The sequence below is a fragment of the Streptomyces sp. SGAir0957 genome (genome assembly GCF_043523415.1).
Genome location: NZ_CP027293.1, coordinates 2,769,423 through 2,784,066, shown reverse-complemented (window position 1 = coordinate 2,784,066; position 14,644 = coordinate 2,769,423). Strand labels below are relative to the sequence as shown.

The following is a 14,644-nucleotide window of genomic DNA, read 5'->3' as shown; positions in this document are numbered from 1 at the left end:
CCCTCATGGGACGAGAGCAATGGAAGAAAGTCCTGGTCGGCTCGGCCGGGAACATGGTCGAGTGGTTCGACTGGTTCGTCTACGCGAGCTTCGCGACGTACTTCGCGGGGGCCTTCTTCCCCGACGGGAATCCGACCGCGCAGTTGATGAACACGGCCGGGATCTTCGCCGTCGGCTTCTTCATGCGGCCGGTCGGCGGCTGGCTGCTCGGCCGGGTCGGTGACCGCAGGGGCCGCAAGGCGGCGCTGACCCTGACGGTGACGCTGATGTCGGCGTCGGCCGTGCTGATCGCGGTCGCGCCGACGTACGCGGTCGCCGGGTACGGCGGCGCCGTCGTCCTGCTCGTCGCCCGTCTGCTGCAGGGCCTGTCGGTCGGCGGCGAGTACGCGGCCAGCGCCACCTATCTCACCGAGGCGTCGGACCCGAAGCGGCGCGGTTTCGCGTCGAGTTTCCAGTACGTGTCGATGACGGCGGGCCAGATCGTCGGCCTCGGCCTGCTGATCATCCTGCAGCGCACCCTGTCCGACGACGCGCTGCACGGCTGGGGCTGGCGCATCCCGTTCATCGTGGGGGCGCTCGGCGCGGCGATCATCTTCTATCTGCGCCGCAGCATGCTGGAGACGGAGGTCTACAAGGAGTCGGCCGACGCGGACGGCGCCGTCGGCGGCGACGACAAGGGCACGGTGAAGGCCCTGTGGGTGCACAAGCGCGAGGCGTTCCTCGTGATCGCGCTGACCATGGGCGGCACGGTGGCGTACTACACGTACACGACCTACCTGACGAAGTACCTGTCGAACTCCGCCGGGCTCAGCAAGCAGACGGCGACCCTGGTCTCGTTCTGCGCGCTGATCGTCTTCGCCTGCCTCCAGCCGCTCGCGGGCGCCCTTTCGGACCGGATCGGCCGCCGCCCGCTGCTGATCACGTTCGCCGTCGGCTCGACGTTCCTGACCGTGCCGATCATGACGCTGCTGAAGCACGCGGGGTCGTTCTGGCCGGCGCTCGGCCTGTCGCTGCTCGCGCTGGTCGTCGTCACCGGCTACACGTCGATCAACGCCTGCGTGAAGGCCGAACTCTTCCCGACCGGCATCCGCGCCCTCGGCGTCGCCCTCCCGTACGCCATCGCCAACGCCCTGTTCGGCGGCACCGCGGAGTACGTCGCCCTCTGGTTCAAGGACGGCGGCATGGAGTCCGGCTTCTACTGGTACGTGGCCGGCTGCGCGGCCGTGTCGCTGATCGTCTACCTGGCCATGCGCGAGACCCGCGACATCGACCTCAACCGGGTGAGATCGACGGACACGGAGGCCGGGGCGGCCATGGAGCCCGCCGCATAGCAGACGGGCTGTTCGCATCGTGAGACCACGGTCCGGACCCCGTCCGGGCTGTGGCAGACTGCGGGCGTGCTCTCGTTCGCCATGATTATTGGCAGCAGGCGCGCCGGTCCGCAGTGACCGTCTCGTACGACCACGTACGGGCGGACACCGTCGTCCTCGACCCGCGCGCAGACCTCTCGCACCCGCGAGAGGTTTTTCTCGTTTCTGGCCCACCCATGCCAGGCGGAGAGCGCACGGGATCATAGATGGATGGTGGAACCGGTCATTCCGGTAGACCGAGATCCCCTATCAGGAGCCAGATCAGCATGAGCAGCAGCCCCAGCGAACGTAACGACGACGAACGCAACGGCGAACTCGACGATTCCTTCCACGTCTTCGACACCACGCTGCGCGACGGCGCGCAGCGCGAGGGCATCAACCTCACCGTCGCGGACAAGCTGACCATCGCACGGCACCTGGACGACTTCGGCGTGGGCTTCATCGAGGGCGGCTGGCCCGGCGCCAACCCCCGCGACACCGAGTTCTTCGCCCGCGCGCAGAAGGAGATCGACTTCCGGCACGCAAAGCTCGTGGCGTTCGGCGCGACGCGCCGCGCGGGCGCGAAGGCGTCGGAGGACCCGCAGGTCAAGGCGCTCCTGGACTCCGGAGCGCCGGTGATCTGCCTGGTCGCCAAGTCGCACGACCGGCACGTCGAACTGGCCCTGCGCACCACCCTCGACGAGAACCTGGAGATGGTCCGCGACACCGTCTCCCACCTCGTCGCCCAGGGCCGCCGCGTCTTCGTCGACTGCGAGCACTTCTTCGACGGCTACCGCGCCAACCCCGGCTACGCGAAGTCCGTCGTACGGACCGCGCACGAGGCGGGCGCCTCCGTCGTCGTCCTCTGCGACACCAACGGCGGCATGCTGCCCGCCCAGGTGCAGGCGATCGTGCACACCGTCCTCGACGACACCGGCGCCCGGCTCGGCATCCACGCCCAGGACGACACCGGCTGCGCCGTCGCCAACACCCTCGCCGCCGTCGATGCGGGCGCCACCCACGTGCAGTGCACCGCCAACGGCTACGGCGAGCGCGTCGGCAACTCCAACCTCTTCCCGGTCGTCGCGGCCCTGGAGCTGAAGTACGGCAAGAAGGTCCTGCCCGAGGGCGCGCTGAGCGAGATGACCCGGATCTCGCACGCGATCGCCGAGGTCGTGAACCTGACCCCGTCCACGCACCAGCCCTACGTGGGTGTCTCGGCCTTCGCCCACAAGGCGGGCCTGCACGCCTCCGCCATCAAGGTCGACCCGGACCTGTACCAGCACATCGACCCGGACCTCGTCGGCAACCGCATCCGCATGCTGGTCTCCGACATGGCGGGCCGCGCCTCCATCGAGCTGAAGGGCAAGGAACTCGGCGTCGACATCTCCGGCGACCGCGAGCTGGTCGCCCGCGTCGTCGAGCGCGTCAAGGACCGCGAGCTGGAGGGGTACACGTACGAGGCGGCCGACGCCTCCTTCGAACTGCTCCTGCGCGAGGAGGCCGAGGGCCGCGCCCGCCGCTACTTCCGCGTCGAGTCCTGGCGGGCCATCGTCGAGGACCGCCCCGACGGCACCCACGCCAACGAGGCGACCGTGAAGCTCTGGGCCAAGGGCGAGCGCATCGTCGCCACGGCCGAGGGCAACGGCCCGGTCAACGCCCTCGACCGGGCCCTGCGCGTCGGCCTCGAACGGATCTATCCCCAGCTCGCGCAGATGGAGCTGGTCGACTACAAGGTCCGCATCCTGGAGGGCAAGCACGGCACGTCCTCCACGACCCGCGTCCTGATCTCCACGACCGACGGAGCGCAGGAGTGGTCGACGGTGGGCGTCGCGGAGAACGTGATCGCGGCGTCGTGGGGCGCGCTTGAGGACGCGTACACGTACGGGCTTCTGAGGGCGGGCGTCGAGCCGGTCGAGTAGCCCACATCGCCGGAGGGGCTTGAAATCAAGCCCCTCCGGCGATTGAGGAGCGGGGTCCGGGGCAGAGCCCCGTGACGGCCACCTACGACAGGGCCCACTTCTGATTCGCCGCGCCGGTGCACGACCACACCTGCGTAGCCGTCCCGTCCGCACTCGAATTCCCGGTCACATCCAGGCACTTGTCGGACGCGGAGTTCACCAGGTCCCCGGCCCCTGACTCGTACCGCCACTGCTGCGCCCCGGACCCGTTGCAGTCGTAGAGCTGCACCTTCGCCCCGTCGGCCGTGGACCCGCCGCTCACGTCGAGGCACTTGCCCAGGGCGCGCACGGTCCCGTCCGCCTTGACCGTCCAGGTCTGGTTCTGCGACCCGGAGACGCAGGACCAGATCTGGGCGACGGCCCCGTTCGCGGTGGATCCGTCCCGCACGTCGAGGCACTTGCCGCCGAGCCCGCGAAGGGCCCCCACCCGGTCGGTGCCACCGGCCTGCGTGCCGCTCCAGGTGAAGGTCGCCGAGGTCTTGCCGGGCAGCGAGTACGTGACGTGCTGCCCGCCCCAGTTGAGGGTGACGTTCTGGGCGCCGGACGCGTCGTTGTAGGCGATGACGGCCTTCGACCCGTCGGTGTTGCGCCAGGCGACGTTCGGTACGGCGCTGGAGCCGGTGGAGGCGATCCTCGAAGCCCCGGGCCGGACGAACTTCGTCAGGTGCCCCATCGTGTAGTACTCGATGTTGTAGTCGACCTGTCCACTGCGCGAGTCACCGTTGTGGACGGTGATGAGCCCGTCACAGGTACCGCAGCCGCCGTTGTGCGGCCCCCGGTTCTGGTCGACGGCGAGGGACCACTTGGTCACCGACTTCGCCCAGTTGCGGGTGTAGTCGATGATGTTCATCATGTCCTCCCGCTGCTGGTTGGCGATCCAGGTGCCACCGGAGTGCTCGGTCTGGAAGGCGTCCAGCTGCGGGTACTTGTTGTGGATCTCGGTCTGCTTGCTGATGTCGCCGCCGTAGCCGTGCCAGGCGATGCCGCCGAAGTTGGGGTGCGAGCGCACGGCGGCGTCGTCCACGGTCGGGGCGGCGTAGGCGTCGTAGGTGTCCCAGTTCCAGTCGTGGGCGAGCACCTTGGTCTTCACGCCCGCGCCCGCGAGCTTCGGCAGCAGCTCGCTCTTGGTGAAGTAGGCGAGCCCCGAGCCGTTCCAGCTCATCGAGGGGTAGCCCGAGCAGCAGGTCGGCTCGTTCTGCGCGGTGACGTAGTCGATGGGGACACCGGCGGCCTGGTACCCCTGGATGTACTTCACGAAGTAGTTGGCGTAGGCGCCGTAGTTCTCGGCCTTGAGCCAGCCTCCGTTGAGCTGCCCGTTGTCCTTCATCCAGGCGGGCGCGGTCCACGGGGATGCCATGACGGTGGCGGCGGGGTTGAGCTGCTTGGCCTGCTTGGTGAGGGGCAGGACGTCGGCCTGGTCGTGCGCGAGGGAGAACTTGGCGAGCGACGGATCGGTCTGGCCGGCCGGTACGTCGTCGTAGGTGTAGCCGAAGCGGGCGAGGTCGGAGCCGCCCATGGGGTTGCGGATGAAGGAGAGGCCGATGCCCTCGCTCGGCGAGAACAGCTTCCTCATCGTGGCGTCGCGGGTGGCCGACGACAGGGCGCCGCTGCTGTTCATCAGCCAGGCGGCGGTGTCCGTGAAGGAGGCGCCGCCGCCGGTGAACGTCTGGTAGCGGGTGTTCTCGTCGACGGTGATGTTGGTGCCGCTGCCGCCGGTGCCCGCCTGGAAGGAGACCGGGGCCTGCTGCTGGAGCCCGCGGGTGACGTGGCGGCCGCCGCTGTCGTCGGTGGTGGTGAGGTGGATGCTGACCTGCTCGCCGGCGGCGTGTGCCGTTCCGGCGCCGGCTCCGAGCCCGGCTCCGGCGAGCCCGGCGGTGGTCAGGGCTCCGGCCAGCAACAGCCGGAGCAGGGGTGTGGGGGTGCGCACGAATGCCTCCTGTGTCCCAACAGTGCACTCTCATGGCTTAGTTCAAGTCGTGAGCAAAAGGGGGTTCCATGCCCACGTCAAGACTTCACGTCGCGAAGACCCCGACCCGTCGTTCACACCCCGGCTGGGTTAGCGTCGAGGTATGAGGCCACTCCTCGCGGCCGTCGCCGCCCCGCTGCTCGCCCTGGCCGCGACGTTCGCCGTCGCGCCCGCCGCCTCCGCCGCGTCGGACGTCTCCACGGTGGCGGATGCCCTGGAGAAGAGCCCGGTCTACGTCGATCCGGCCGCGTCCGGCGGTCTGACCTCGGCGGACGTCAACGCGCTCGAAGAACGGATCAGGGACGCGGACAAGCCGGTGATGGTGGCGGTGCTGCCCGCCGACTTCCCGAAGAAGGACCTGTTCACCGACCTCCGTACGAAGACGGGCGTCGTCGGCGTGTACGGGGTGCGGCTCGGCGACGCCTTCGAGGCGCGCGCCGATCACGAGGTCATGTCCAAGGCGGCCGTTCAGAACCTGACGACGAGCGTGCGCGGTGAACCGCTGAGCGAGCAGCTCGACGACTTCGTCTCCACGGCGCTCCGTACGGCCAAGGGCTCGGCCCCCTCGGCCTGGGGCGGCGCCACAGAAGACGCGGACGACGGGGTCTCGGCCGGCCCCCTGATCGGCGTCGGCGCGGTCGCCGTGCTCGGCGGCGCGGGCGTCTACGCCCTGACCCGCCGCAACCGGCGCCGCAAGGAGCAGGAACAGCGCGAGGCCCTCGACAGGCTGCGGGTCGTCGTCGACGAGGACATCACCGCGTTCGGCGAGGAGCTGGACCGGCTCGACTTCCACCCGGCGGAGGCCGGCGCCGACGACGCGATGCGTGCGGACTACGAGCGGGCGCTCGACGCGTACGAGAAGGCCAAGCAGTTCATGGCCGCCGCCCAGCGCCCCGAAGAGGTGCGCGGTGTCACGCAGGCCCTGGAGGACGGCCGCTTCTCCCTCGCCCTCCTCGCCGCCCGCCGCGAGGGCCGCCCGCTGCCCGAGCGCCGGGCGCCCTGCTTCTTCGACCCGCGCCACGGCCCCTCCGTCGAGGACGCCGAATGGACCCCGCCGGGCGGCTCGCCCCGCCAGGTCCCGGTCTGCGCCGCCGACGCCACCCGGCTGCGCGACGGCGCCGAGCCCATGATCCGCACGGTCGACGCGGGCGCGGGCGAGCGCCGCCCCTACTACGAGGCCGGGCCCATGTACGGACCCTGGGCGGGCGGCTACTTCGGCGGCGGCATCCTCCCCGGCCTCCTCGTCGGCACGATGCTGGGCTCGATGATGTCGGGCCCCGCGTACGTCGCCGACTACGGCTCCGGCTACGGGGACTTCGGGGGCGGCGGGGACTTCACCGGCGGCGACTACTCCGGAGCCGACTTCGACACGTCGGACTTCGGTGACTTCGGCGGCGGGGGAGACTTCGGCGGAGGCGGGGACTTCGGCGGTGGCGGTGGCGGCGGCGACTTCGGCGGCAGTTTCTGACCGGATGACCCGACGTTTCCTGACCGTTCCCGGACATCGACGGTCCGGTGTTGCGCACAAATTTCAGTAGACGGCAGAGGTTGTCACAAGAGTGACGAATCACTGCCCGCAGTCATATGCCGCCGGTAACGTGACGCCCCCTGCCTTCGAGCGGATGGGTGGTGGGAATCCGCGCCAGTGGATTCCGAGTCGATGGTCTCCTTGCCGGAGCAGAACAGTGCACGTGGGGTAAGAACCGCGGCCCAGCACCCCGACCCGTACCCCGCGGTGACAGTGGACGCCGAAGGCATCGTGCTGTCCCACAACGAGCAGGCCGGCACGGTGCTGACCCGGATCGCCGCCGGTGTCCCGCTGGCCGCCGTCGCGCCCGCCTGGCTCGTCGAGGCGCACCTGCGGCACGTCGCCGACGGGGGCGGGAACCGGTCGGCCTCGGCTGCGGGCCGGCTCGGCGGACGCCGGGTGAACGCGCTGGCCGGAACCGGCGTGAACGGCACGGTGACGTGGTGGCTGGTCGGTGGCGGTGCCCCGGCCGCCGCCGCACGGGAGCTGACGCGGGAGCGGGCCAGAGCCGGTCTGCTGCAGGAACTCTCCTCCGACCTGCTCGCCTCGATGAACGTCGAACGCTGCATGAGGGTGACCGTGCAGCGGGCGGCGCGGAACCTGGCGGACGCGGCGGTCCTCGTCGGCCCGGCCGACGGACGCGGCTTCCCGGTGAGCCGGTGCACCGCCGACGGGCCCGTGGCGCAGGAGCGCGTCGCCCTGGACCCGGGGCAACTGCCCGGCCTGGCCGAGGCGTTGGCGGGGCTCCCCGCGGTGTCCTCCCCCTGGATCGACCCCGGGCTGCTGCCGCCCTGGGCGGTGCCGGACGGTTTCGTGGACGCCGCCGCCGACATCGGCTCGGTGGCCGTGATCCCGCTGCCGGGGCACGGCGCGCCGGCCGGCTGCCTCATCCTGCTGCGCCGCAGGGAGGCGTCGACGTTCACCCCCGGCGAGGAGTCCTTCGCCCACCTCTTCGCCGCACGCGCCGGCGCCGCCCTCTCCATCGCCCGCAGCCACACCCGCCAGGCGCACCTCACCGACGTGCTGATGCGCGACCTGCTCCCGCCCGCACTCGGCCGGGTGCACGGCATCGCCTTCTCCGCCCGCTACCGCGCCTCGGTGGCAGGCGAACAGGTCGGCGGCGACTTCTACGACGTGTACCCCGCGGACACCCCGGACGCCGAGACCGTGGCGGTCCTCGGCGACGTGTGCGGCAAAGGCATCGAGGCCGCCGTCACCGCGGGCAGGACACGCACGGCGCTGCGGGCGCTGGTGCCGTTCGCCGCCGACCACACCCGCCTGCTGACTCTCCTCAACAGAGCACTGCTCTCCGCCGAGGAGTCGCCCTTCGTGACGCTGGCCCTGGCCACCGTGGTGCGCGACGGCGTACGGGTACGGCTGCGCGTGACGAGCGCGGGCCACCCCGCCCCGCTCATCGTGCGCACCACGGGCGAGGTCGAAGCGGTGTGGACCACCGGCACGCTGATCGGCGTGTTCCCCGACATCGAGTTCGCCACCGCCGAGGTCGCCCTGCGGCCCGGCGAGACCTGCCTGCTGTTCACCGACGGGATCACCGAGGCGCGCGGGGGACCGCTCGGGGACGTGATGTTCGGCGAGGACAGGCTGCGCACCGTGCTGTCCCAGTGCGCCGGGATGCCGCCCGAAGTCGTCACCGAACGGGTGCAGATGATCGCCGCCCAATGGGTGGGCGAGGGCCGCCACGACGACATGGCCGTCCTGGCCATCGGCGCGCCCCACGACAACCGACCGAAGACCGACCGACAACCCTGAACGATCCGAACCGGAGAAGGTGAACGGTGTGAACGCTGGAAGCGGCACCGACCTGCTGGACGAGCCCCGCGAACACCTCTGGCACGCGCTCGGCGAGGGCGACGAGGCCCGGGCCGTCGCCATCGTGCGGCACGCGATGACGACGACGGAATCCGAACCCACGACGGGATCCGAACCGACGACGAAATCCGAACCGACGACGGAACCGGACCCCGGACAGCCGCCCGCCGGGAGCATGACAGCCGCCGAACGGACCCGCGCCGCGGGCGAACGAGTCCTGCTCGGCCTCATCGCGCCCACCCAGAAGCGGGTGGGTCTGGCCTGGGCGGCCGACGACATCACGGTGGCGCAGGAGCACGCCGCCACCGCCATCAGCGACCGGTGCATCGGGGCGGTGGCCGACGCCTCCACGACCGCGTCCACCGGCGGCTCCACGGGGCGGGTCCTGGTCGCGTGCGTCGACGGCGAGTGGCATGCCCTGCCCGCACGTCTGATCACCGAGGTGCTGCGGCTGCGCGGCTGGCGGGTCGACCATCTCGGGGCGCACGTCCCCACGGAGCACCTGGTCGCCCACGTGCGCCGCACCGGAGCGCAGGCGGTGCTCCTCTCCTCGTCCATCCCCACACTCCTGCCCGGCGCCCACAACGCGATCACCGCGTGCCAGAGCGTCGGCGTCCCGGTCCTCGCCGGGGGAGCGGCGTTCGGCCCCGGCGGCTGCTACGCGCGGCTGATGCGGGCCGAATGGGCCGAGGACGCGCCCGGCGCGGCGGCCCTGCTCGACCGGGGCCGGAACCGGGTCGGGCCCGGTGCGCAGGCGGCCCGGCCGCCCGAACTGGACCTGCCGCACCTGACCGACCAGGAGTACACGATGGTCCGCAGGACCAGGCAGCAGCTCACGAAGCAGACCCTCGTCGACGTCGAGGGGGGATTTCCCGAGATGCACCGGTACAGCGAGTACCAGCGGGAGCGCACCGTCGAGGACGTCGATCACATCGTGAACTACCTCGCCACCGCCGTGTACGTCGACGACCCCCACCTGTTCACCAGGTTCATCATGTGGACCGCCGACATTCTGGCCGCCCGCGACGTGCCGCCCTGGTGCCTGTTCCCCGCGCTCGACTCACTGCTCGACCAGCTGAAGGACTTCCCCCGCACGGTCACCACGCTCACCGCCGCCCGCGACCTCCTGACGCCGTAGCGACGACAGACCCTAGGAGCGGCTGAGGGCTCGCGTCACGCCGGCCAGGACGGTCGTCGTCAGCACCCAGCCGAGCGCGATCAGCGCGTACGCGAGCCCTTGCACACCGGCCTCGGACCAGTGCCAGCCGTCGCGCTGGCCCAGCCCGCCGACGGGGATGAGCAGGTCGAGGGTGTACGCCACGGGGTTGAAGGGCGCGCCCTCGCCCGGCTTGTTCGGCAGGGGCGTGTGGGTGTGGAAGACGACCGAACCGATGAGTGTCAGCACGGCGAGCCAGATCCCGGCGATCCAGGGCCGGTACCCGTACCCGACGGTCACTTCGAGCAGCAGCCCCCACACCCGGCCGAGCGGCCGCTGCGTCGCCCGGCGCCGCCGCTCCCGCACGAGCAGCACCCGCCGGGCCTCGTCCTCGTGGCCCAGTTTCCGGTAGTACGCGGCCAGCTGCTCGTACGGCTGCGGGGTGAACCCCGGCTGGAACCGCAGCCACGCGAGCCGGTTCGCCGTGTCCTCGCGCTGGTTGCGGCCGGTCAGCTCCATCCAGTCGTACGTCAGCCCGTCCAGGCCCAGCGGCGCGCGCCAGGTGGCGGGCCGGTCCTGGATACGGGTCGCCCGCGCGTTGCGCAGATCGACACCGCCCGCGGGCGGCCGTTCGAAGCGCAGATCGAGGGCTTCGACCTGAGCCCCGACCGCCATCAACGAGCCGACAGCGCCCATGAGTTCGGCATGGTGGAACGACAACAGGTCATCGATCCGCGCCCCGCGCAACCGCACCCGTCCTTCGGCCCGGAACCCGTGGTGCAGCCGGACCGTGGAGGCGCGCAGCGCGTCCCCGTTGAAGGCGACCTCCTCCGGAGCGGTGCCGGTGATCCGGGCGCCGTCCATCCACAGCCCGCCGGGCAACTCGGCGCCCGGGAACAGTACTTGCCCCTCCGCCACGAACCCGTTCTTGCAGAACACGCCGCCCTGCATGATCAGCCCACCGGCGTGCAGAGCGATGCCCTCCGTGGCGATGAGGTGGGCCCGGTCGAGGATCAGCCCGCCCGCTATGTGGGTGAGCGTGACGTTCACGGCGCCCCGGGGCCCGCCTGTGATCGTCGACCCCCGCAGGTCCAGCCGCCCACCGATCTGCGCGGTCGGCGCGACGAATCCGGGCAGCTCGCAGTCGGTCACGGAGAACGCGAGCGTGTTCGCCCCCTCCAACGTCATCGGCCCGTCGAACCGACACCCCTCGAACCGCACGAGCCGCCTGATCTCGGCGCCGTCCAACGCCAGTGCGCCATGGACGTGGGCGTCGCGCAGCACGTACGGCTCGGACTGCGCGTCCGGGTCGAGAATCTGCTCCCTGACGCGCGCGGCGTCGATATGTCTTTCAGGGGTGGGTGACATGTGTGCGGAGGAAGTTTTTCCAGGTGTCGAGGCTGAGGGTGAGGATGGCGCCAGTCGCGGGGTCGTTCTTGGAGTCGCGGATGTGGACGGTGGTGGCCTGTGTGGCGACTTCGAGGCAGTTGCCGCCGTTGTCGCCGCTGTAGCTGGACTTGATCCAGACGGGCCCGGCGTTGCTTGCTGCGGTGTTCATGAGGCTCCTAGCAGTGTGTCCAGCATGCGCGCGCTCTCTGCTGGAGATAGTGCCTGTGACCGCAGCATTCCATACTTGAGCTGAAGGGAGTGCACCTCGCCGGGGTCTTCGACCAGGGCGCTGATGCACTGGCTCTCCAGGTAGGCCACGCTGTCGTGGTCGATGGTTTCCACGAGCACCATCGGGCCGCTGAGTCCGGCGTGAGGCTGCCGCGACGTAGGCATGATCTGCACGCCCACGCATTGGAGTTCGCTCAGCTCCACGACTCGCCGGAGTTGCGCCCGCATCACCTCCGTACCTCCGACGGGGCGCTGAAAGGCTGCCTCCTCGATGATGAAATTGCAGCAGGGCGGGTGCTCCCGTCCCCAGATTGACTGCCGCTCCAGGCGCCCCGCGAGCCAGTCCTCCAGCGTCTCGTCCTCGATCGGTGGATAGCAGGAGTCGAAGACCGCGCGCATGTACTCCGGTGTCTGGAGCAGACCTGGGACGACCTGCGTCTCGTACGTCTGGATCGCCCGCGCCTTCTGTTCGAGCTCCACTAGGTCGGCCACGAGGAGGGGAAACTTCTCGCGTGCGGGGATCTTGGCCACCGCCACCTGCAATGTGCCGCCCGTTCGGAAGAGTTCGTCCAGGGCTACGGCCAAGGCCAGGCTGACAGGACGCCTGCCCTGTTCAATGGACGCTGTCTTGTCCGGGCTCACGCTCAGCGTCTCAGCCAGCTCGGCTTGCGTCATCCCGGCGATCCTGCGATGCAACGCGATCTGCGCCCCGATCGCGTGCCACGAAGTCACTCGCTTCTTCATACGCGCACCCTGCCCATCCTCAACCCCGCCCGAGCGGCGCGGACTCGTACAAATGCAGATGTACGACCTGTGGCGCTCCCCGAGTGAAACGCGCCCGCACGAGGGTGATCGCCATGGAACAACTGCCGTACCGGCGCGAGGCGTTCTACCGCCGCGAACGCAAATCGATCCCCGCGGCCCGCGCGTTCACAGCCTGGGCTTTGCGGGATTGGCGCGCAACCGAACGTCTTGACGATGCACTCTTGTGCGTAAGCGAGCTGGCGACGAACGCGCTGCTGCATGGCGTGCCGCCGGGCAGGGGTTTCCGGTTGCACATCGGGATGTGTGCGCACGGGGTGATCAGGATCGAGGTGTAGGACAGCGGAGACGGCATGGTCGCCGCGAACGACCCGCGCCCCGAGGAGGAGCACGGCCGGGGCCTGCTCCTCGTAGCCGCGCTGGCGGACAAGTGGGGCACAGGGGTGCGGGACCCGGGCAAAAGCGTGTGGTGCGAGTTCGGATCTCAGTGACGGGGTGAGCCGGACTCAAGCTCCTCGGGGCGGGGCTTCGGGACCCGGGCCCCCTCCCCGTACAGGAACCGCGACAACGCGACCCGCGCACGTCGCACCCCGCGCTGATCCCCGTCCGAGGCCAGAGCCACCGGCTCCTCGTGCTGAGTCAGCCGGAACACCTCCTCGCGGGGCAGCGGCTCGTGGACCTCCACGTACTCCCCGTGAGGCAGTCGTTTGATGAGCCCGGTCTCCCGCCCGTGCAGCACCTTGTCCCGGTCCCGCCGCTGCAAGCCCAGGCACACCCGCTTGGCCAGCACAAACGCCAAGACCGGCCCCGCGAACAACGCCACCCGCGCGCACCACGTAATGGCGTTCACGGACAGATGGAAATGCGTGGCCCAGAGATCGTTCGCACCGGCCGCCATGGCCACCAGGAAGCCGACGATCCAGGCCACCCCGAGCCCCGTCCGCACAGGACGATCGCGGGGCCGGTCGAGGAGATGGTGTTCGCGGCGGTCGCCCGTGACCCAGGACTCGATGAACGGCCAGGCCCCGATGAGGACCAGCCAGAGAGGGAACGCCAGGAACGGGACAAGGATGCCGAGATTGAGCGTGTGGCCCCACAGGACGATCTCCCAGCCGGGCATCACGCGGACCAGGCCCTCGGCGAAGCCCAGGTACCAGTCGGGCTGGGCGCCCGTGGAGACCTGGTCGGGGCGGTAGGGCCCGTAGACCCAGACGGGGTTGATCGACGCGATGGCCGCGATCGCCGCCACCACCCCGAAGACGAGGAAGAAGAAGCCGCCCGCCTTGGCCGCGTAGACGGGGAAGAACGGCTGGCCCACGACGTTCTTCTCGGTCTTTCCGGCGCCCGGGAACTGCGTGTGCTTGTGGTGGAAGACGAGGATCAGGTGGGCGACGACGAGCGCCGCCATGATGCCGGGCAGCAGCAGGATGTGGATCGAGTAGAAGCGGGCCACGATGTCCGTGCCCGGGAACTCCCCGCCGAAGAGGAAGAACGACAGGTACGTCCCGACGATCGGGATGGACAGCGTCATGCCCTCGATGAGCCGCATACCCGCGCCGGAGAGCAGGTCGTCGGGGAGCGAGTAGCCGAGCAGGCCCTCGAAGAGCGCGAGGAACAGCAGCAGCCAGCCGAACAGCCAGTTCAGCTCGCGCGGCTTGCGGAACGACCCCGTGAAGAAGTGCCGCATCATGTGCACGAACATCGCCGCGACGAAGATGAGCGCCGCCCAGTGGTGGATCTGCCGGATGAGCAGTCCGCCGCGTACGTCGAAGCTGATGTCGAGCGTCGAGGAGTACGCCTCGGACATCCGGATGCCCTTCAGCGGAACGTAACTGCCCTGGTACGTCACCTCGTTCATCGACGGGTGGAAGAAGAGCGTGAGGTAGACGCCGGTCAGGATCAGGATGACGAACGTGTAGAGGCAGACCTCGCCCAGCAGGAACGACCAGTGGTCGGGGAAGACCTTGCGCAGGTACTTGCGGCCGAGACCGTAGATCCCGAGCCGGCCGTCGACCCAGTCGGCGACGCGCTCGCCCGTGCTGTCGGACATGACTGCCTCCCGTCGGTGCTCACTGTCGTGACGGCCGGGGAGGGGCCGGATGTGACATGGACGGCTGCTTGGTGAGCCACATCACTCCCGCCGAAACACCACCACTTACCGGCGGTAACAATTCACTTCAAGTCAAAGAACAAGAGCGGTCGCTCTACGTGCATGTCCGCTCACGAGCTGGCAATGAATGGCCATGGCGTTCACACGCTGCACACCAGTCACATCCGTCACGCACAACCCAGCGAGAAGGGACGGCCATGCAGAAGCAGACGCAGACGCGACCGCACTCGGCCAAGAAGGCCTACGCGAAGCCCGCCATGTTCAAGCAGGGCGACTTCACGAAGACGACCGCCGGTTACTTCTACGGCGCCTTCTCCGAGTGGATCACCCGCCGCTTCACCTGAGCCCACTGACTCCACCGCCCC

General features: G+C 69.9%; 11 protein-coding genes and 1 pseudogene. 7 read left to right on the top strand and 5 right to left on the bottom strand.

All coding sequences use genetic code 11. The annotated features are described in order from the left end of the window. The first annotated feature begins 5 nt into the window (after positions 1–5). Both C1N81_RS17350 and cimA read left to right on the top strand, forming a co-directional pair. Positions 6–1,331: an MFS transporter gene (locus C1N81_RS17350; RefSeq protein WP_394430103.1), complete on the top strand. Its 1,326-nt coding sequence runs from the start codon at positions 6–8 to the stop codon at positions 1,329–1,331. Positions 1,332–1,636: 305 nt separating this feature from the next. Then, a complete protein-coding gene (gene cimA, locus C1N81_RS17345) occupies positions 1,637–3,271 on the top strand; it encodes a citramalate synthase (RefSeq protein ID WP_394430101.1) in 1,635 nt (544 codons plus the stop codon). An 82-nt stretch (positions 3,272–3,353) separates the two neighbouring features. Here the strand turns inward: cimA and C1N81_RS17340 are convergent, their stop codons facing one another. Then, complete coding sequence (locus tag C1N81_RS17340) at positions 3,354–5,237, bottom strand: RICIN domain-containing protein (protein ID WP_394430099.1); 1,884 nt, start codon at positions 5,235–5,237, stop codon at positions 3,354–3,356. A gap of 142 nt (positions 5,238–5,379) precedes the next feature. Between C1N81_RS17340 and C1N81_RS17335 the strand changes: the two genes are divergently transcribed. The 3 genes from C1N81_RS17335 (at position 5,380) to C1N81_RS17325 (ending at position 9,772) form a co-directional block, all read left to right on the top strand. Then, positions 5,380–6,744 carry a hypothetical protein gene (locus tag C1N81_RS17335; protein ID WP_394430097.1) on the top strand — a complete coding sequence of 455 codons (1,365 nt, stop codon included), beginning with the start codon at positions 5,380–5,382 and terminating at the stop codon, positions 6,742–6,744. Positions 6,745–6,936: 192 nt separating this feature from the next. Next, the gene (locus C1N81_RS17330) at positions 6,937–8,574 is read left to right on the top strand and encodes a PP2C family protein-serine/threonine phosphatase (RefSeq protein WP_394430095.1); all 1,638 of its coding nucleotides are present in this window, start codon (positions 6,937–6,939) and stop codon (positions 8,572–8,574) included. A gap of 28 nt (positions 8,575–8,602) precedes the next feature. Next, positions 8,603–9,772: a cobalamin B12-binding domain-containing protein gene (locus C1N81_RS17325; RefSeq protein WP_394430093.1), complete on the top strand. Its 1,170-nt coding sequence runs from the start codon at positions 8,603–8,605 to the stop codon at positions 9,770–9,772. Positions 9,773–9,784: 12 nt separating this feature from the next. On the opposite strand, the gene C1N81_RS17320 is transcribed toward C1N81_RS17325, so the two are convergent. From C1N81_RS17320 to C1N81_RS17310, 3 genes are read right to left on the bottom strand one after another with little or no spacing between them, the layout of a single operon-like run. Next, positions 9,785–11,158, bottom strand: coding sequence for an oxidoreductase (locus C1N81_RS17320; protein ID WP_394430091.1), 1,374 nt, complete (start codon positions 11,156–11,158; stop codon positions 9,785–9,787). Continuing rightward, complete coding sequence (locus C1N81_RS17315; RefSeq protein WP_394430089.1) at positions 11,142–11,348, bottom strand: DUF397 domain-containing protein; 207 nt, start codon at positions 11,346–11,348, stop codon at positions 11,142–11,144. The genes C1N81_RS17320 and C1N81_RS17315 overlap by 17 nt, the downstream gene beginning before the upstream one ends. Beyond that, positions 11,345–12,151, bottom strand: a complete 807-nt coding sequence (locus tag C1N81_RS17310) for a helix-turn-helix domain-containing protein (RefSeq protein ID WP_394430087.1) — start codon at positions 12,149–12,151, stop codon at positions 11,345–11,347. The genes C1N81_RS17315 and C1N81_RS17310 overlap by 4 nt, the downstream gene beginning before the upstream one ends. Before the next feature lie 113 nt (positions 12,152–12,264). Here C1N81_RS17310 and C1N81_RS17305 point away from each other — a divergent pair. After that, positions 12,265–12,660: pseudogene (locus C1N81_RS17305) on the top strand (ATP-binding protein). Here C1N81_RS17305 and C1N81_RS17300 read toward each other — a convergent pair. Beyond that, on the bottom strand, positions 12,654–14,219 hold the full coding sequence (locus C1N81_RS17300) for a cytochrome bc1 complex cytochrome b subunit (RefSeq protein ID WP_394430085.1): 1,566 nt from the start codon (positions 14,217–14,219) through the stop codon (positions 12,654–12,656). The pseudogene C1N81_RS17305 and the gene C1N81_RS17300 overlap by 7 nt on opposite strands. Before the next feature lie 257 nt (positions 14,220–14,476). Here C1N81_RS17300 and C1N81_RS17295 point away from each other — a divergent pair, with 257 nt between their 5' ends. After that, positions 14,477–14,623 carry a keywimysin-related RiPP gene (locus tag C1N81_RS17295; RefSeq protein WP_394430083.1) on the top strand — a complete coding sequence of 49 codons (147 nt, stop codon included), beginning with the start codon at positions 14,477–14,479 and terminating at the stop codon, positions 14,621–14,623. Positions 14,624–14,644: the final 21 nt, after the last annotated feature.

Excerpts from the sequence above, each read along its gene's own strand:
- C1N81_RS17300 (WP_394430085.1), bottom strand. The coding sequence starts at position 14,219 with ATGTCCGACAGCACGGGCGAGCGCGTCGCCGACTGGGTCGACGGCCGG.
- C1N81_RS17335 (WP_394430097.1), top strand. The coding sequence starts at position 5,380 with ATGAGGCCACTCCTCGCGGCCGTCGCCGCCCCGCTGCTCGCCCTGGCC.
- cimA (WP_394430101.1), top strand. The coding sequence starts at position 1,637 with ATGAGCAGCAGCCCCAGCGAACGTAACGACGACGAACGCAACGGCGAA.
- C1N81_RS17315 (WP_394430089.1), bottom strand. The coding sequence starts at position 11,348 with ATGAACACCGCAGCAAGCAACGCCGGGCCCGTCTGGATCAAGTCCAGC.
- C1N81_RS17310 (WP_394430087.1), bottom strand. The coding sequence starts at position 12,151 with ATGAAGAAGCGAGTGACTTCGTGGCACGCGATCGGGGCGCAGATCGCG.
- C1N81_RS17350 (WP_394430103.1), top strand. The coding sequence starts at position 6 with ATGGGACGAGAGCAATGGAAGAAAGTCCTGGTCGGCTCGGCCGGGAAC.
- C1N81_RS17320 (WP_394430091.1), bottom strand. The coding sequence starts at position 11,158 with ATGTCACCCACCCCTGAAAGACATATCGACGCCGCGCGCGTCAGGGAG.
- C1N81_RS17330 (WP_394430095.1), top strand. The coding sequence starts at position 6,937 with ATGGTCTCCTTGCCGGAGCAGAACAGTGCACGTGGGGTAAGAACCGCG.
- C1N81_RS17295 (WP_394430083.1), top strand. The coding sequence starts at position 14,477 with ATGCAGAAGCAGACGCAGACGCGACCGCACTCGGCCAAGAAGGCCTAC.